This is a genomic window from [Clostridium] symbiosum ATCC 14940, from assembly GCF_000466485.1.
GTDB classification, from domain to species: domain Bacteria; phylum Bacillota; class Clostridia; order Lachnospirales; family Lachnospiraceae; genus Otoolea; species Otoolea symbiosa.
Genome location: NZ_KE992992.1, coordinates 1 through 18376, shown reverse-complemented (window position 1 = coordinate 18376; position 18376 = coordinate 1). Strand labels below are relative to the sequence as shown.

Below are 18376 nucleotides of genomic sequence, written 5' to 3'. Positions count from 1 at the left end.
TACTGTGGTTTTGTTTTCGCAGGGCGGAGCCGGAAGATTTGATATCGGCCTGCCGGGAACACGTAGTGGCCGCGACAGGGGCCTCCCCCATTTAAGGTTAGAGACAATCAGCGGCCGGATTCCCCCTTCACGACAACCTCTCCACGGGGACAAAAGACTCAGCCACCTCCCTCACCACACCGGACATGGTCCGTTCCGGACGCGTCCTCTCACCTCAGTTAAATCTAAGCGTTTGAGAAATAAGCGTGAAAACGGGATTGACTGTGCTGCCGGGCGGGACTATAATAGTTTCATCCGACAGCACAAGCCGTCTCTATCCGCAGAAGCGGAATTTTATTTTTTTATTAAGACTTTAATTATACCAGGAAGGTATTTTTGTCCCCAAGGGGCAGAGCTTTTCCGGTATTTTTTTTCGGAATTTTATGAAGTGTAATTGACAAAGAGAGGGGTATTAAAATGAAAAAAACAAAAACAAGTGCATTATTTGCCATGGCGGTAGCGGCGGCCCTGGCCCTGACGGGCTGTTCCGGTTCCGGCAGCGGTAAGGACGGTACGGCAGAGGCCAATGGGACGGCAGTGCAGGAGCAGGCAGAGAACACACAGCAGCAAAAAGATTCGGTAGTGGTTGTTATGACAACAAATTCCGAACCGGAAGCGGGATTTGACCCTGCCTATGGCTGGGGGGCCGGCGAACATGTCCATGAGCCGCTGATTCAGAGTACTCTTACGGTGACAACGCCGGATTTGGGGATTGGTTATGATTTGGCTACCGATATGAAATCCTCGGAGGATGGATTGACATGGACGGTGACAATCCGTGATGATGTCAAATTTACGGACGGGGAACCGCTGACAGCGGAGGATGTCGCATTTACATATAATACGCTGAGGGAGACCAGCTCGGTCAATGATTTTACAATGCTTGAAAGCGCGGAGGCGTTGGACGGCAATACGGTGGTCTTCCATATGGCGCGCCCCTATTCGATATGGCCATATACGATGGCTATTACAGGAATTGTGCCGGAACATGCCTATGATTCGGATTACGGCAGCCATCCGGTCGGCTCCGGACGGTATATGCTGAAACAGTGGGACAGGGGGCAGCAGGTGATTCTGGAGGCAAACCCCGGTTACTACGGTGAACAGCCGAAGATGAAACGGGTAACGATACTTTTTATGGACGAGGATGCCGCATTTGCCGCAGTCAAAGCGGGACAGGTGGATCTGGCTTATACGGCTGCTTCCTACGCGGATCAGGAGACTGCCGGGTATTCACTTCTGGCCTGTGAAACCGTAGATAACAGAGGATTTAATCTTCCGGCTGTTCCGGTAATGGAGAAGGACGGACTTAAGGTGGGGAATGATTTCACTTCCGATGTCCTGGTGCGCAGAGCTATTAATCTGGCGATCGACCGTGATGAGATGATACAGAATGTTTTAAATGGTTATGGAAGTCCGGCCTTCAGTGTCTGCGACAAGATGCCATGGTATAACAGCGATGCCGAAATTACCTGTGACCGGGATGAAGCTGCAAGGCTGCTCGATGAGGCAGGCTGGATCGTGGGAGCGGACGGAATCCGGGAAAAGGACGGGGTGAAGGCAGAGCTTGAATTTCTGTATCCGGCGGACGATTCCGTAAGACAGGCGCTGGCAGCCGATACGGCGAACCAGTTGAAGGAAATCGGCATCAATGCATCAACAAGGGGAGCCGGATGGGATACGGCATATGACGAAGCACAGTCCCAGCCTCTTTTATGGGGATGGGGAGCGCATACCCCGATGGAACTTTACAATATTTACCATTCCATGGAGGATACCGGACTTGCGGCCTACTCGCCGTATGCGAATAAGACGGTGGATCAGTATATGGATGAGGCCCTGGCCAGTGATAACCTGGAGGAATCCTGGGAATTATGGAAAAAGGCACAGTGGGGTGGAAGTACAGGGATCACGCAGGAGGGAGATATCCCCTGGATCTGGCTGGTTAATATCGATCATCTCTACTGGGTCAGAGATGGGCTGAAGGTAGCAAAGCAGAAGCTTCACCCACATGGACACGGCTGGTCTATTGTTAACAACGTGGATCAGTGGAGCTGGGAATAAAGGAAGGAAGATACAAGTGACGAAGCGGCATGGCATATTTATAATTAAAAATCTGATAAGGATGGCAATACTTCTGCTGGCTGTCAGTGCGGCCGCTTTCTTTCTCATTTCCATCTCGCCGGTGGATCCGCTGAAAAGCAACGTGGGACAGGCAGCATTGGGGTCCATGTCTGAGGAACAGATTGAAAGGTTAAAAGAATACTGGGGAGTTACGGTGCCGGCCGGCGAGAGATTCATTCGCTGGTTTTCCGGCATCTGCCGGGGGGACTTCGGCATCTCCCTTCTTTACCGGAGGCCGGTTCTTGATGTGATAGGCGAAAAATTTGCAAATTCTGCCTGGCTGATGATATCCGCTTGGATATTTTCAGGAATTGGCGGTGTGGCGCTGGGAGTACTGGCCGGAGTGAAAAGAGGGAAATGGCAGGATAAGGCGGTAACTGCATATTGCATGGTGATTGCAGGAACGCCGGCATTCTGGCTGGCTCTTGTCCTCCTGCTGGTTTTTGCCATCCGGTTTCCGATTTTCCCTATTGGGTTCAGTGTTCCGGTGGGGGTTGCGGCGTCGGAGGTGACATTCGGGGACAGGCTGATTCACGCCGTACTGCCGGCCTTGACGCTGGGGCTGACCGGTGTTTCCAATATCGCCATGCATACCAGAAGCAAAATGATAGAAGTTCTTGAGAGCGATTATGTTTTCTATGCCAGGGCCAGAGGAGAAACGCAGTGGCAGATAGTCGGGAGGCATGGCCTTAAGAATATACTCCTGCCGGTTATCACGCTGCAGTTTGCGTCCATCAGTGAGATATTCGGCGGTTCCGTTCTGGTGGAGCAGGTTTTTTCCTATCCCGGTCTGGGGCAGGCGGCAATTACGGCCGGACTCGGCAGCGATGTTCCGCTTTTGCTGGGAATTACCCTGATTAGCGCCGCTGTCGTTTTTCTCGGCAATTTTACTGCGGACTTACTTTACTATACCGTTGATCCGAGATTGAAACGTGACAGGAAAAAAATGGTGCGGAAGGGGGAAACCTTATGATAACCCGAATCTTTGGAGGGATTCATCTACCCGTCCGCAGCAGGCGGGCCGGGACACTGGCTGCCGTGACTGTTTTCCTGGCCGTACTTATCCTGGTTGCAGTTCTCGGGCATATCTGGGAAAATGACGCTCTGGTTACAGATTTTGGCCGGAAAAATCTGCGGCCGGGAACTGCTTATCTTTTTGGCACGGACTGGCTCGGGCGCGACATGCTGAAGCGGACGGCGGCCGGACTGTCCATGAGTATCCGCCTGGGGATAGTGACGGCTGCATCCAGCGCCGTGATAGCCGTAATCCTGGGCACTGCTGCTGCCGTACTTGGAAAGGCCGCAGATATGGCCGTATCGGGCCTGATTGATATGATGATGGGGATTCCCCATATGCTGCTGCTGATATTGATATCCTTTGCCTTTGGTAAAGGTTTTACCGGAGTGGCGGCCGGTATAGCACTGACTCACTGGCCTTCCCTGGCAAGACTTATCAGGGCCGAGGTTCTTCAGCTGAAGGCCAGCCAGTATGTTAAAATTTCAGAGAAGCTTGGAATGGGAAAATGGAGGATTGCGGTGGAGCATATGCTGCCTCATCTGGTACCCCGGTTTCTGACCGGTCTTGTTCTTATGTTTCCGCATGCCATTTTGCACGAGGCATCCATCACCTTTCTGGGATTCGGTCTTCCGCCGGAGGAACCCGCCATCGGAATTATCCTGTCGGAAAGTATGAAGTATCTGATAACAGGAAAATGGTGGCTGGCCGTCTTCCCGGGAGCCGCGCTGGTGGCAACGGTTCTGGTGTTTCAGGGCCTGGGGCAGAGCGTAAGCAGCCTGTTGGATCCGCAAAGCGCGCATGAATAGAAGGGCTGGGAAAATAACGATAGATACTGCAAGGAGGAATTGGTATGCCGGACAAAACGGTACTGGAAGTACGCAGTCTGGGTATTTCATTTACCCAGTATGACAGAGGACTTCGGCGCAGGGAACTGAATCCGGTTAAGAAGCTTTGCTTCACCCTCAATCAGGGCGAGATGGCTGCTGTCGTGGGAGCAAGCGGTTCCGGTAAAAGTCTCCTGGCTCATGCTGTTCTCGGAATCATGCCTTACAACTGCCGGGTTTCGGGCGAGATTCTCTACCGGGGAGAGCTGCTCACGCAGGAACGGCTGAATAAGCTGCGCGGAAAAGAAATTGCCCTTGTCCCGCAGGGAGTGTCCTATCTGGATCCCCTGATGAAGGTGGGAGAACAGATAAGAAAGGGAAGAAAAGACAGTGCATCCATCGAACGGAGCAGGCACTTGCTGGCCCGGTTCGGCCTTGGAGCAGAGACGGAAGAGCTATATCCCTTCGAACTGTCGGGAGGAATGGCAAGGCGTATCCTGATCATATCGGCGCTGATGGAAGAGCCGAAACTGGTTATTGCGGATGAGCCGACGCCGGGACTGGAGCTTGCTACGGCCAGACGGGTAATGGGTCATTTTAAAGAGATAGCAGAAGAAGGCGCGTCTGTGCTGCTTATCACTCATGATTTGGAATTGGCGCTGGAAACAGCCGACCGGATTATGGTATTCTATGAGGGAGAGATAATCGAAGAAATCAAACCCGGAGATTTCGGCAGACCGAACGGCCTTCAGCATGTATATACTAAGGCTCTGTATCATGCCATGCCGCAGCATGATTTCGCGGTATATGACGAAAAGAGCCTGATAAAGAACCAGGAGCCGGAGGTGACGCGGTGAAGCTTAAAGCAAAGGATATCTCATTCAGGTACGATACCGGGAGCCGGCAGATTTTGAACAGGGTTTCATTGGAAATCGGGAGCGGGGAGAGGGTTGGGATCACGGCTCCCAGCGGATTTGGCAAAACCACATTCTGCAAGATCCTCTCCGGATATGAAAAACCGGATTCCGGACAGGTAATGCTGGACGGCAAACCGCTTGAGGAATATAAAGGAAGGCTGCCGGTGCAGATGATCTGGCAGCACCCGGAGCAGTCGGTGAATCCGCGTTGGAAGATGGCCCGTGTTTTGAGGGAAGGCGGACAAATAAATCCGGAGCTTCTGGAAAAACTGGGAATCAGAAAGGCGTGGATGGATCGTTTTCCTTCGGAACTCTCAGGCGGAGAACTTCAGCGGTTCTGTATCGCAAGGGCGCTGGGAGAGGGGACTAAAATTCTTTTGGCCGATGAAATCACAACAATGCTGGATATGGTGACGCAGAGTATAATCTGGCATGTCCTGGTGGAAGAAACAGGGAAGAGAGGAATCGGAATGCTGATAGTGAGTCATTCAGAGAGCCTCACAGACAGAGTCTGTACAAGAAAAATCAGACTGGATACGATGAGTACGTAACAGTTCGTAACAGTTCAGACAGGTCTGCGCATTTGCTGCGCTGACCATGCGAAAAGGCTGTAACAGTTCAGCCATGATGCTGCGTGTAAATTAGTGTAAAGTGGAAATGGTGAACAGGAGGAACAGATGGACGTAAAAAAAATACTGGAGCAGGTGAGTACGGGTACGCTTTCACCTGAGGAAGCCGGGGAAATGCTTAAAAACCTGCCATACGAAGATCTGGGATATGCAAAACTCGATCTGCACAGAAAGCTGCGCTCCGGTTTTCCTGAAACCGTGTACTGTCAGGGAAAACCCGATCAGTATCTGGCGGATATATTTGACACGCTGTACCGTGAAAATGGTGAGGTGATGGGAACGAGGGCGACAGAGCAGCAGTACTTGCTGGTAAAGGAAAGAATGCCCGGTATCATCTATGACCCGGTTTCGCGTATATTAAAGGCAGAGCCGGAGGGAAAAGAAAGAAAGGGCTGTGTCGCTGTCTGTACAGGGGGAACCGCGGATATTCCCGTGGCGGAGGAAGCAGCCCAGACCGCGGAATTTTTCGGCTGTTACGTGGATCGGATTTACGATGTAGGGGTTGCCGGAATCCACAGGATACTATCTAAAAGGGAACAGATTACAAGGGCAAACTGTGTCATCACAATTGCAGGCATGGAAGGTGCCCTTGGGACTGTCGTAGCCGGGCTGGTGGAGAATCCGGTTATCGCAGTTCCTACGTCGGTCGGCTACGGTGCGAGTTTTCACGGACTCTCGGCGCTGCTTACAATGATTAATTCCTGTGCCAACGGGATTTCAACGGTAAATATTGATAACGGCTATGGGGCCGGTTACCTTGCCGCGCAGATCAACAGACTGGCCGAGAGGGTAACAGTTCAGACAGAATGAACTGTTACCCGAGAGCAACTGTTACACAGTCTAAACTTAGGAGAAAGGATATTAAGATGAGCCAATTTACAAATCAGGAAAAAGAAGAAAAACTGCTGTATCTGGAATGCTATTCCGGTATCAGCGGTGATATGACGGTGGGCGCGCTTCTCGATTTGGGGGCCAGCAGAAATGTTCTGGAAGAAACGCTTAAGAGTCTTGGCGTGGGAGGGTACCATCTCCATTTTGGGAGAAAACTGAAATGCGGTATTGATGCCTACGATTTTGATGTACATTTGGAGGAGGAAGAGCATGGGCACGGCCATGACCATGATCATGATCACAAACACGGCCACGGCCATGACCACGATCACAAACACGGCCACGGCCATGATCACGACCACAAACACGACCACGATCACAATCATGACCACACTCACAGCCATCCCCATATCCACAGGAATATCCAGGATATTTTTGAAATCATAGACCGCATGCATTCCGAAGAACCGGTGAAGGAGCTGGCCAGAAAGATGTTCCGGATTGTTGCGGAAGCAGAATCGAAAGCCCACGGAATTCCGGTGGAAGAGGTGCATTTCCATGAAGTAGGGGCTGTCGATTCCATTGTAGATATAATTAGTGTAGCCGTTTGTATGTATGATTTGGGAATTACGGATGTAGTGGTATCGTCTCTGGCAGAAGGAAGGGGCTATGTCCGCTGCCAGCATGGGGTGATGCCGGTACCCGTACCTGCTACGGCCAATATTGCCGCTTCCCATGGACTGGAACTGAAACTGACCGATAATGAAGGGGAGATGGTGACTCCTACCGGAGCTGCAATTGCGGCAGCCCTTCGGACGAAGGACGTCCTACCGGAACATTATATCATTGAAAAAATAGGCGTGGGAGCCGGCAACAAGGATTTTAAAAATGCCAATATTTTAAGGGCAATGCTGATCCGAAAGACGGAGGACAGGCAGAAACAGAGCTATAATGAGGAAAAACTCTGGATTCTGGAGACAAACATGGATGACTGTACAGGGGAGGCCCTTGGCTTTGTCATGGAATGTCTGATGGAAGAGGGAGCAAAAGACGTGTGGTATACGCCGGCATACATGAAAAAAAACCGCCCTGCTTATGTGCTGAGGATTCTTTGTCCCGAAGATAAGCAGAAAGCGCTGGAGGCGGCCGTATTTGCCCATACGACGACGATAGGGATTCGCCGCTGGCCTGTGGAGCGTACGGTGCTGGAGCGGGAAATAAGACAGATAGAGTCGCGCTATGGAACTGCTGATGTAAAGACATGCCGGACCGGGAGCGAAGAATATAATTATCCGGAATATGAGAGCGTAAGAAAAATCTGCCGGGAACAGGGACTTCCTTTTACCGAAGTCTACCATGCCCTGAAAGAGGATGCGGCGGGACGGTAACTATGCTGCTGTCCGCCCCGGCAGCAGCATGACAGGAGGAGATAAGATGCAGATGGCTGATAGGAACGGGAACACAGATAAGCTGAATCAGATGATGGATGAGTACGGGAAAGGGCCGGTATGCATTGCCTTTTCCGGCGGTGTGGACAGCAGCCTGCTTCTTAAAATCGCCTGTGACAACGGAAGAAAATATAAAACCCCCGTCTATGCGGTGACATTCAATACAATGCTCCATCCTGCCTGCGATTTGGATACGGCAAAGAAGGTTGCCCGAGAGCTGGGAGCGGAACATGTTGTAATCCAGGTGGATGAGCTTGAGATGGAGGGAATGAGGGACAATCCCCCGGAACGCTGCTATCTCTGTAAAAAACACCTCTTTACGGCTCTTCTCGATTTTGCCCGGGAAAAGGGGATTACCTGCATACTTGACGGGACAAATGAAGACGACACCCACGTTTACCGACCTGGAATCAGAGCACTGAAAGAATTGGGGATTATCAGTCCTCTTGCCCTGTGCCATATCACAAAGCGGCAGGTAAAGGAGCTTTCGTCCGCCTTTGGCATATCGGTGGCATCCAGGCCGTCCACTCCCTGTATGGCTACGCGTCTGCCCTATGGATCAAAGCTGGATTATGAAATTTTAAGAAAAATCGAAAAAGGGGAAGCGTACCTTAGGACTGTATTTGAGGGGAATGTCCGCCTGCGTCTTCATCAGGATACGGTGCGTCTGGAGCTGGATCCGGCTCAGATGGCCGCAGCCCTTGAAAAGAGGGAGGAAATCTGCAGCGTTTTGAAGAAGCTGGGTTTTTCCTATATTTCACTGGATTTGGAGGGATTCCGCTCCGGAAGCATGGATCTTTTTATAGAGAAGTAGCGGCAAAGGAGGCATCAAATGACAATCAGACACTTACAGATCTTCGTGGCGGTTGCCGACTGCGGGAAAATGAGGGCTGCGGCAGAGAGGCTGCATATTTCACAGCCGTCTGTCAGCCAGGCAGTCAGGGAACTGGAAAGCTATTATAATATAAAATTGTTCGAACGCCTGTCCCAGCGGATTTATATCACCGAGACAGGAAAGAAGCTTCTGCCGTATGCCCGCCATATCATTGATTCATTTGAAACAATGGAGGGATTTATAAATGATACCTCATCCGGTAATGTGATCCGGGTGGGAGGGAGCGTCTCTGTCGGGACAAGGCTGCTGCCTCCGATGATAAAGAGCCTGGAGAATGAGGTTCCGGATGTGGATGTCTGTGTCATTGTAGATAATACGGCTGCCATCGAGGGAAAAATCCAGAGAAGTGAGCTTGATATTGCCGTTGTGGAGGGAATTGTCAGGAGCGATGAGCTGGTGAAGAAAGATATTTATGATGATGAACTTGTACTCGTAGTCGGACCGGAACATGAGCTTTTCAACCATCCGGGCATTAAGCTGAAGGAGCTGACAAAGCATGCTCTTATCTCAAGAGAGTCAGGCAGTGTGGAGCGCAATCAGTTTGAGCAGTTCCTGCTGGAGCATGACATAAAGATGAAAAACAAGTGGAGCTGCAGCAATACCGAGACGATCAAGAAGGCGGTATTAAACGGTGAGGGGATAGCCATTCTGTCCAGAATGGTGATAGAAAAAGAGATTGCCGCTGGGGAAGTGCGCGTACTTAATGTGGAAAATACAAGAATGAAAAGAAAAATCAAGCTGATTTATCACAAGAATAAATATATCTCCCAATCTATGAAACAGTTTATCGACATTTGCACGGATGGGAGATATTAGTAAAACGGGCTAATGGTTCATGCTGTCTGAACTGTTACAAATCGGGTAAGTCTCAGACCGCGAGGCCGGTGGCCAGATAAAGTACGGTTCCGACTACTCCGCTGCCAAGAATTACGGAGATGGAGCCGGCTTTCTTTTTTCTGAGCAGGTAAAGCCCGGCAATGAAGAGAATGCCCTCAATCACATGGAAATTCTCAAAACGGATCCCCTGGATTCCGGACTGGAAAAGTCCGAGAAGCAGGATGGAGAGACCGGCCGATGCAATCAGCGCCACGACTGCGGGACGCAGGGCACCCAATACGGTCTGAACGCCTTCAAAACTGCGGTATTTATAGTAAAAGTGCGCCAGTGTCAGACAGATGATAAAGGACGGTATGATACAGCCCAGGGTACAGAGGATTACGCCGAAGGGACCGGAGAGCCTCATGCCGACAAAGGTTGAGGAATTGATGGAGATAGGTCCGGGAGTCATCTCTGCAATTGTTATTAAATCGGTAAATTCTTCCAGGGTCATTAACCCGTGAATATTCACAATCTGGTTTTGAATCAGCGGAATTGCCGCATAGCCCCCGCCCACACTGAAAAGTCCTACCTGGATAAAGCTTAAAAATAATCTAATCAGCAGCATATGAGTTACTCCTTTTTCCTACCTGTTTTCTCATGGTAACAGCCAAATCGGCAAGACCAATCCCAAGACACACCAGTATGATAACCATGGCGCTGACGCCCAGGAAGAAGGTGGCGCCAAAAGACAGAACCATCATTCCAATGTACAGGAATCTCCTTGTTTTACATACGTTGGACGCCAGATTCCAGACTACATCCATGATAACCGCCGCAACTCCGGCTCTCATCACCTGAAGGGCGATGGCGATGTATGTGTTAGTGCGGAACTCTGTGTAAAACAATGAGATAACGGAAATAATCAGCATCGGGGGAATTATTGTACCGAGGATGGCTGTCAGCGAACCGAGGATGCCTCCCATTCTGTATCCGATAATAACAGAAGCATTGACCGGGAGAGGACCCGGTGAGGACTGGGTTATTGCGGTGATGTCCAGCATCTCGCTTTCATCCAGCCACTGTAATTCTTCCACAAACTTCTTTTTCATCAATGACACTATGACGAAGCCGCCGCCAAAGGTGCATGCGCTTAAAACAAACATCGATTTAAATAATGTCCATAGCGTCTTCGCGTCTGTCTGTTTTTTCATGATTGATAGTTCTCCTTTTATCCATTCCTTTTATGTTTGTCGAATTCGATAAATGGATTATATTGTGAATATAATAATATGTAAAATACATAAAAATGATTAAACTGAAAGGTAAATGGTTATCAAGTAATATTTACTGTTTATTATCATATAATTTAAGCAAATAATCAATTAGACAGGTTTTATGAAAATATTAGATGAAAATTATTTTGATTTGATTATGAACAATGTCTTACTTCCTCTTTATGATATTGACGGAAGCATTACTGACGCTGACAGCGTTACCTATATAAACGAACGGCATTCTATAATCCATCTCCCTGCAACTGATAATATCTGTGCTCTTGGCTCAATGCCATATCATATATTTCCAAGTCTGTATGAAGCCACCTCTCCCATCAGCATGAGAGCCTCAGGAATACAAACCCTGCAGGATAATCCTTATCTGGATCTGCGGGGGCAGGGCGTGCTGGTCGGCGTTATAGATACCGGCATCGATTATACTCATCCGGCATTTCGAAACCCCGACAATTCCACCAGACTTGTTTCAATTTGGGATCAGACTGAACAGAGCGGAAGTCCTCCGAAAGATTTTACCTTTGGCACTGAATACAAAGCTGAAATGATAAATAAAGCCTTATCCTCAGAAACACCGGAGTCTGTCGTTCCGATTTCCGATTCAGGCGGCCACGGAACTTCTGTTGCAAGCATCATTGCCGGCAGCCCCAGCATTACAGCTAATTTTTCAGGCGTGGTGCCAAAAGCTGAATTGGTTATAGTTAAATTGAAGGAAGCAAAGAGAAATATAAAGAATATATTTTGTGTTCCGAATGATGTGATCTGTTATATGGAATCGGATATTATGCTTGGTGTCAGTTATGTATACTCGGTTGCCCAGTCGCTTCAGCGCCCTGTCGTAATTTGTATCGCGCTGGGGAGCAGCCAGGGCGGCCACGACGGTCACGGAGCGCTTAGCAGTTATCTGGATTCGCTATCCCAGCTCCCGTGGACGGGAGTATCTATATCGGCCGGAAATGAGGGGATTGCAGGGAGGCATTATTTCGGTACGGCCGGTACGGCGCCTTTTCAAGATGACGTTGAGCTGCTGGCCGGAGCGGGAGACGTGGAATTTGCATTAGAAATATGGTCTTCCTATTCGCGGCTGTCGATCGAGATATTAGCCCCCAACCATGAATCAACGCAGCAGATATTCCCTTCCATACTCGACTGCAGAAGGCTGCAATTTATTTTTCATGAATGTGTAATCTGGATTAATAATATAATCTTTGAACAGGAAACAGGAGATCAGCTGATACTTATCCGTTTCAAAAAAATGCTTCCCGGCATCTGGACCATCAGAATCAGGAACCTGGAAAACGAGGCTTTTTCATTCCATGCGTGGCTGCCCGCAGGCTCCATGCTTACGAATAATACATATTTTCTCAAGTCGGATCCTGATACGACGATTACATCCCCGGGGAACAGTTATCATTCGCTGACAGTCACTGCCTATGATCAACGGGTGGGCAAGATCATTCAGGCATCCGGAAGGGGATATACCAGAAACGGCCATATTAAACCGGATTTGGCAGCGCCGGGCTACCGGGTCCCCTGTGCTTTGCCTCAAAACCGTTATGGAAATACTACCGGCAGCGGAGCGGCTTCGGCGTTTGCTGCCGGAGCAATCGCGATGATTTTAGAATGGTCGGTTGCCAGGGGAAATTATACGTCGATTACGGGAAATGATATCAACCGGTTATTATCACGCGGGGCAAGGCATAACCAGGATATATTCTACCCGAATAATGTCTGGGGTTTTGGGGAATTAGAGGTCAATAAAGTATTTGAACAGCTGGCTATGTTTTGAGCGGCCAAACAGCTCATGCAGGAGGAAAGCGGCGGAAAAGGCGGGGATTCCCGCTTAAGCTACAAATGCATACATCATAATGTAGTGGCAGAAACTTCCTCCCATAACAAACAGATGAAAAATCTCATGTGAGCCGAAATATTTATGTCTGGAATTAAATATGGGCAGTTTTAAGGCATATATCACGCCTCCCACCGTATATATGATGCCGCCGGCCAGCAGCCAGCCGAATGCGGCCCGCGGAAGAGCCAGGATAATCTGTCGGATGGCAAGGACACAAACCCATCCCATGGCAATGTAGATCAGGGAAGAAAACCATTTTGGACAGTTGATCCAAAGTGCATTAATAATAATACCGGCAATCGCAATTCCCCAGACGAGCGCCAGCAGGGAGTACCCGGACCGGTCTCCAAGAACGATCAGACACACCGGTGTATAGGTTCCTGCTATCAGGATAAAGATCATCATATGATCCAGTTTCCTCAAACGTTTATTTACCTCATCGGAGATATCCAGTGTATGGTAAATCGTACTCGCGGCATATAGAAGGATCATGCTGACGATAAATATGAGCAGCGCCGCAAAGTGGATATGGTCCGGTTCGCGGGCAGCCTTTAACAGCAGCGGCACAGCGGCAGCACCGGCTCCAAGCATGGCAATAAAGTGAGTCAATGCACTTCCAGGGTCTTTAATTTTAATTTTCATAATTCTGCCTCCTCTTTAACGCCTGCAGAGATTCGGTGAACCTGCAGCAACAAAGTTTATATTAATCTGTTACATGGTTTTTAAAACTACATCTTATATTTGACTATACTATACTCTTTTTCCTGGAAATATTCAATACAGTTTTAATAAATTTTTCAATCCTGTCTGAACGGTTACAAATTTCCGTTATCACTTGTAGAACCGGTCCGGTCATAGTAAAATGAGGTAACAGTTCATGCTGTCTGAACTGTTACAAAATGAGACAAAAGAAGATGAAAACGGTGAAAGAGGAATTGACATGTTAAAAATAATATATGAGGATCACGATATTCTGGTAGCGGAGAAGCCGGCCGGCCTGGAATCGCAGGCCAGCCGTGGATTTGAGCCGGATATGGTCAGTGAAATAAAGAACCATTTGAAAAGAGCGGAGTTATCCAGGTTGTCCACAAAGCCATCCACAAAATCGTCCACACGGCCTGTGGAGCCCTATGTCGGAGTTATCCACAGACTGGACAAGCCTGTCGGGGGAATCATGGTTTACGCTAAGAATCAGAAGGCGGCAGCCTCTCTTAGCAAGCAGGTTCAGGATGGCCGGATGAAGAAAATATACAATGCGGTAGTCTGTGGAAAACTTGTGGATATTGTGGGTAACTATGTGGATTATCTGTTGAAAGATGGCAGAAACAATTTCTCATTTGTTGTGGATAAAGACACGCCGGACAGCAGGCGGGCAGAACTTGTTTACCGGGCGCTGGATGTGAAGACAGAGGAAGAAAGAGAGATTTCCCTTGTGGAGATAGAACTGCTGTCCGGCAGGCACCATCAAATCCGCGTGCAGTTTGCAGCCCATGGAAATCCACTCTGGGGAGACGGGAAATATAATCCTGAATGGGGAGGAACGCTGCCGGCCGGTGAAAGAACGCATGCCGATCGGCATACCGGGGCGAAGCAGGGAAGCGGCCATGCTGCAAAGGCTCAGAGCAGCCGCGGGCGCAGAGGTGAAAGGGAGCTGGCGCTGGCTGCTGTAAAGTTATCCTTCGTTCATCCATCCACAGGCAAGAATATGGAATTTGCAATTAAACCGAGGGGCAGGATATTTGAGAGGTTTGGTGATTGAGATGAAAACCAGAAGACATATTTACTTCAGCGGAACAGTTCAGGGCGTCGGTTTCCGCTATCGGGCCATGTATGCGGCGAGGAGCCTTGGATTGACGGGATGGGTTAGAAATTTATGGGATGAGAGAGTGGAGATGGAAGTCCAGGGTGATTTAAAATCCATAAATCTCATGCTCAGACAGATGGAGGAAGGCCATTTTATCCATATCTCGGATATGGAAACAGAAGAAATGCCGATTGTTGAGAGGGAAGTCGGTTTTCATATAATTGGATAATAAAAACTCTGAATATTTTTATTTGATCTGCTTATAATACTGTCTGTACAAAAGAAGTACAAATCATAAATGGGCTGGACCATGGGTAAGCTCCTTAAAGAAACTGAAGAGAAGCTTACAAAAGAGACGCAGGAATATCGATGTATGGTGAGATACGGAGGATGTTCCTGCGTTTATTAAATCCATTTACATTGAGGTAAAATACAGATTTGGCAGGGAAAGCAGGTGAGGTGATGACCGGATTTACGGAAAAGCAGAGAAAAGCGCTGTTGACAGCAGGCGTTACGGCCGCTGTCTATCTCAGCTTTAAATTCATTCTGCCTCTTTTTCTCCCATTTCTGATATCATATCTGATTGCCCTGATTCTGCGCCCTTCCGCCAATTTTCTGGAACGGAAGCTGCGCGTGAAAAGAAGAGGAAAGACATATGCGGTTCCGATTGGCGTGATAGGCGGCATTGAAATGATTCTGATTCTGGCTCTGCTCGGGGCCGGTTTTTTCTACGGCGGACGGAGGCTGTTTATGGAGGCGAACCAACTCGTCAACGCTGTTCCCGTCTGGGTGCAGAATTTCGATGAATGGCTGACGGGAATGTGTCATTCCGTCGAAACCTTCTGCCGCCTGCAGGAAGGCGTACTTGTGAAAATGGTTCAGGACGTTCTCCTGGGAACGGCCAGGGCATTTAAAAATGCGACGATGCCCAATCTGGTAGTCAATTCCGTATCTGTCTTTGGATTTTTTATAAAAGTAGCAATTATTACGGTAATCCTGTTTATCGCATCAATACTTTCCCTGCAGGAGATGGATGAACTGAGGGAGAGAAGATACAATTCCATTTTCAGAAGGGAGTTTTCGCTGTTGGGAAAAAGACTGGCCCTGACAGGAAATGCATGGCTGAGAACACAGGCGGTGATTCTGTTCTTGACCACCTGTCTCTGTATCCTGACATTGATAGCGATTGGGAATCCTTATTATATTATTGCCGGCATCGGAATCGGCCTTCTGGATGCGCTGCCAATCTTCGGAACCGGGACGGTCCTGATTCCCTGGGGGATTTTTCTGATGCTGCAGCAAAAATGGTACCAGGGGGTGATGCTTCTGGGCCTTTATCTGGTTTGCTATTTTATGAGAGAATTTGTCGAAGCAAAGCTGATGGGAAAAAAAATGGGGCTGTCACCTCTGGAAACATTGATGTCCATGTACGTGGGCCTTCAGTTATTCGGATTTCTGGGATTTATTCTCGGTCCGGTGGGGCTTATGCTGATCGAAGATTTGGTGGAAGAGTATTGGAAAAATGGAAATAACACCTGCAATAAAAGGAATAATTGTGATAAAATATCAGAATAGGCAATTCTTTATAATGATAAACTTATTAAACACAATCATATTAAATACAATCATATAAGAATCACTGCGGACAACGAAAATACGGAGGAACGACATGAAGCTCTATTACCGGGAATGCGGCAAGGGACAGCCGATGATCCTGCTCCACGGAAACGGAGAGGACAGCACATATTTTGAAAATCAGATCCGGTTTTTTTCTAAGAAATACCGGGTAATAGCAATAGATACGAGAGGACATGGGAAATCCCCGAGAGGGACAAGGCCATTTACAGTAGAGCAGTTTGCAAAAGACCTGAAAGGGTTTCTTGATGAGAAACGACTGAGACATATTATCCTGCTGGGATTCAGCGACGGAGGAAATGTTGCCCTCACCTTTTCCCTGCGGTATCCGGAATATGTGGACCGGTTGATTTTAAACGGTGCGAACTTGAATCCATTGGGAGTAAAAGCGGCAACACAGATTCCGATAACTGTCGGATATGGTTTCTGTCTGGCCTGCAAAGCAGCCTCCCAATTCGGCCGGATGCTCACTGAAATCGCGGCGGTTCCGTCCGGGAGAAAGAAAAAGCGCAAGACCGTGAAACGAAAAGATACTCCGGGGCAGATAGCCGGGGCCGTTCCGTTACAGAGGCAGCCGTCACCGGAAAGGCAGTCCTGTAAGAAAGAACAATATAAAGGTTCGCTTGAGCAGAAGACGGAGCTGCTCGGCCTTATGGTCAAGGGCCCATGGATTGAACCGGAGGAGCTTAAGAGACTGAAGATGCCGGTCCTGGTGATTGCCGGGACTAAGGATATGATAAGAAACGGCCATACAAGACGGATATACTACGGCCTCCCCGACAGCAGGCTGAGGCTGATTGCGGGAAATCACTTTATTGCATCCGAAAAAAGCTTCGAATTCAACCGGGCCGTGGCAGCTTTCCTGCACGCAACGGAGGGCAGCAGGGTAAAGACGATGAAGCGTCTCTGGGCCGATCGCCATCCGGGACGTCTGGATCAGGAGATGGGCTTTGATTCTGCCGTACTCGTACCGCTTCTGGAGAAAGACGGTGAATACCATCTTCTGTTTGAGGTAAGAGCGGGGGTCCTGAAGTGCCAGCCGGGTGAAGTCTGCTTTCCCGGCGGAGCCGTGGAAAAGGGAGAGACGAGGAAAGAGGCGGCTGTCCGTGAGACAATGGAGGAGCTTGGCGTTTATAAGAGCCAGATCGATCTGGTCGCCCCACTGGATATTCTGATAACACCGGCCAATTTGGGGGTTTATCCGTTTTTAGCTGAACTGAAAGGCTATAAGGGCACGTTTTCCGGGGATGAAGTGGATCATGTGTTTACCGTTCCTCTTAAATGGTTTCTGGAACACGAGCCGGAATGCTATGATACCGACGTTCAGACTATTCCGGGAAAAGATTTTCCGTTTGACCTGATCCCGGGCGGTGAGGATTATCACTGGCGGAGGGGCAGGTATAAGGTTATGTTTTACCGGTACGGGGAAAATGTAATCTGGGGGATGACGGCGAAGATTCTCCACTCGTTTGTGGAAATGTATCGGGAAGATTTCAGGGCGTGATCAGCCCAGGATAAAATAAATCGGATAATCTCGAAATAAATAATTTTAAAATACTAATTATAGAGCGGTATATGGAGCGGATTTCATATACCGCTCTTTCATTTCACCCCATTATCTTATCAGAAGATTGAAACCTTTTTATAAAATCAGCGTACTGTTTAGTGAAATGAAGAAAGGAGGCCATCATGAACGATTCAGAAATACTGAAAAAACTGAAAGACAGGGATGAGCAGGCGCTCACCCATCTGATGGACCGTTATGTAAACTATGTGAGCGCTATTTTATGTAATATGACCGGCCAATTTCTCACGGAAGAGGATATTGAAGAGCTGGCGGCAGACGTGTTCCTTTCCATATGGAACAGCAGTGAGCGCCTGGATCCGGGGCGTCCGGTTAAACCGTATCTTGCACAGATTACACGCAACGCAGCGATTGGACGCCTCAGAAAAATGAAGCACGTGCCGGTTCCCTTTGACGATGATCTTATCGTGATTTCAAAAGAGGGAAACCCGGATGAACTGGCCGTAAAAAAGGAGCAGGCCGAGATTATTAATGATTCCGTGAAATCGTTTGGAGAGCCGGACCGTGAAATATTTATCAGGTTTTATTATATGGGAGAGCGGATCGAGGCCATTGGAAACCGGCTGGGTATTAACCAGGCGACAATCAAGACCAAGCTCCATCGCTGCAGAAAGAGGCTGAAGGCAGTATTTGAAGAAAGCCTGCTAATAAAAAGTCAAGCACTTTT

18 protein-coding genes are annotated in these 18376 nt (G+C 48.8%); 15 read left to right on the top strand and 3 right to left on the bottom strand.

The genetic code is table 11. The annotated features are described in order from the left end of the window. The first annotated feature begins 456 nt into the window (after window positions 1-456). From CLOSYM_RS17085 to CLOSYM_RS17045, 9 genes are all read left to right on the top strand, one after another. Complete coding sequence (locus tag CLOSYM_RS17085) at window positions 457-2103, top strand: ABC transporter substrate-binding protein (protein ID WP_021643075.1); 1647 nt, start codon at window positions 457-459, stop codon at window positions 2101-2103. 16 nt (window positions 2104-2119) lie between these two features. Next, window positions 2120-3136 carry an ABC transporter permease gene (locus CLOSYM_RS17080; protein ID WP_009297186.1) on the top strand — a complete coding sequence of 339 codons (1017 nt, stop codon included), beginning with the start codon at window positions 2120-2122 and terminating at the stop codon, window positions 3134-3136. Then, window positions 3133-3987 (top strand): ABC transporter permease, encoded by an 855-nt coding sequence (locus tag CLOSYM_RS17075; RefSeq protein ID WP_009297185.1) that lies wholly within the window; start codon window positions 3133-3135, stop codon window positions 3985-3987. Before CLOSYM_RS17080 ends, CLOSYM_RS17075 begins: the two co-directional genes overlap by 4 nt. A gap of 44 nt (window positions 3988-4031) precedes the next feature. Beyond that, on the top strand, window positions 4032-4862 hold the full coding sequence (locus CLOSYM_RS17070; RefSeq protein WP_021643073.1) for an ATP-binding cassette domain-containing protein: 831 nt from the start codon (window positions 4032-4034) through the stop codon (window positions 4860-4862). After that, window positions 4859-5473 carry an ABC transporter ATP-binding protein gene (locus CLOSYM_RS17065; protein WP_021643072.1) on the top strand — a complete coding sequence of 205 codons (615 nt, stop codon included), beginning with the start codon at window positions 4859-4861 and terminating at the stop codon, window positions 5471-5473. The genes CLOSYM_RS17070 and CLOSYM_RS17065 overlap by 4 nt, the downstream gene beginning before the upstream one ends. Window positions 5474-5599: 126 nt before the next feature. Continuing rightward, window positions 5600-6361 (top strand): nickel pincer cofactor biosynthesis protein LarB, encoded by a 762-nt coding sequence (gene larB, locus CLOSYM_RS17060; protein WP_021643071.1) that lies wholly within the window; start codon window positions 5600-5602, stop codon window positions 6359-6361. 56 nt (window positions 6362-6417) lie between these two features. After that, window positions 6418-7770: a nickel pincer cofactor biosynthesis protein LarC gene (gene larC / locus CLOSYM_RS17055; protein ID WP_044902706.1), complete on the top strand. Its 1353-nt coding sequence runs from the start codon at window positions 6418-6420 to the stop codon at window positions 7768-7770. Window positions 7771-7816: 46 nt separating this feature from the next. Beyond that, the gene (gene larE / locus CLOSYM_RS17050; protein WP_044902704.1) at window positions 7817-8644 is read left to right on the top strand and encodes an ATP-dependent sacrificial sulfur transferase LarE; all 828 of its coding nucleotides are present in this window, start codon (window positions 7817-7819) and stop codon (window positions 8642-8644) included. Between the two features lie 18 nt (window positions 8645-8662). Further along, window positions 8663-9541 (top strand): LysR family transcriptional regulator, encoded by an 879-nt coding sequence (locus CLOSYM_RS17045; protein WP_003509732.1) that lies wholly within the window; start codon window positions 8663-8665, stop codon window positions 9539-9541. Between the two features lie 52 nt (window positions 9542-9593). Here CLOSYM_RS17045 and CLOSYM_RS17040 read toward each other — a convergent pair whose 3' ends face one another. After that, on the bottom strand, window positions 9594-10169 hold the full coding sequence (locus CLOSYM_RS17040) for a chromate transporter (protein WP_021643067.1): 576 nt from the start codon (window positions 10167-10169) through the stop codon (window positions 9594-9596). After that, on the bottom strand, window positions 10156-10755 hold the full coding sequence (locus tag CLOSYM_RS17035) for a chromate transporter (RefSeq protein ID WP_003502574.1): 600 nt from the start codon (window positions 10753-10755) through the stop codon (window positions 10156-10158). The genes CLOSYM_RS17040 and CLOSYM_RS17035 overlap by 14 nt, the downstream gene beginning before the upstream one ends. A gap of 184 nt (window positions 10756-10939) precedes the next feature. On the opposite strand from CLOSYM_RS17035, the gene CLOSYM_RS17030 reads away from it, so the two are divergent. Next, on the top strand, window positions 10940-12622 hold the full coding sequence (locus CLOSYM_RS17030) for a S8 family peptidase (protein ID WP_021643066.1): 1683 nt from the start codon (window positions 10940-10942) through the stop codon (window positions 12620-12622). A gap of 54 nt (window positions 12623-12676) precedes the next feature. Here the strand turns inward: CLOSYM_RS17030 and trhA are convergent, their stop codons facing one another. Further along, complete coding sequence (trhA, locus tag CLOSYM_RS17025) at window positions 12677-13327, bottom strand: PAQR family membrane homeostasis protein TrhA (protein ID WP_009297179.1); 651 nt, start codon at window positions 13325-13327, stop codon at window positions 12677-12679. Window positions 13328-13625: 298 nt separating this feature from the next. Here trhA and CLOSYM_RS17020 point away from each other — a divergent pair, with 298 nt between their 5' ends. From CLOSYM_RS17020 to CLOSYM_RS17000, 5 genes are all read left to right on the top strand, one after another. Beyond that, window positions 13626-14444, top strand: coding sequence for an RluA family pseudouridine synthase (locus CLOSYM_RS17020; RefSeq protein ID WP_044902711.1), 819 nt, complete (start codon window positions 13626-13628; stop codon window positions 14442-14444). 1 nt (window position 14445) lies between these two features. Then, complete coding sequence (locus CLOSYM_RS17015) at window positions 14446-14718, top strand: acylphosphatase (protein WP_044902710.1); 273 nt, start codon at window positions 14446-14448, stop codon at window positions 14716-14718. Window positions 14719-14951: 233 nt separating this feature from the next. Next, on the top strand, window positions 14952-16064 hold the full coding sequence (locus tag CLOSYM_RS17010; RefSeq protein WP_024739562.1) for an AI-2E family transporter: 1113 nt from the start codon (window positions 14952-14954) through the stop codon (window positions 16062-16064). Between the two features lie 94 nt (window positions 16065-16158). Further along, the gene (locus tag CLOSYM_RS17005; protein WP_021643062.1) at window positions 16159-17628 is read left to right on the top strand and encodes an alpha/beta fold hydrolase; all 1470 of its coding nucleotides are present in this window, start codon (window positions 16159-16161) and stop codon (window positions 17626-17628) included. Between the two features lie 185 nt (window positions 17629-17813). Then, on the top strand, window positions 17814-18376 hold a 563-nt coding region (locus CLOSYM_RS17000), incomplete at its 3' end, for an RNA polymerase sigma factor (RefSeq protein ID WP_021643061.1).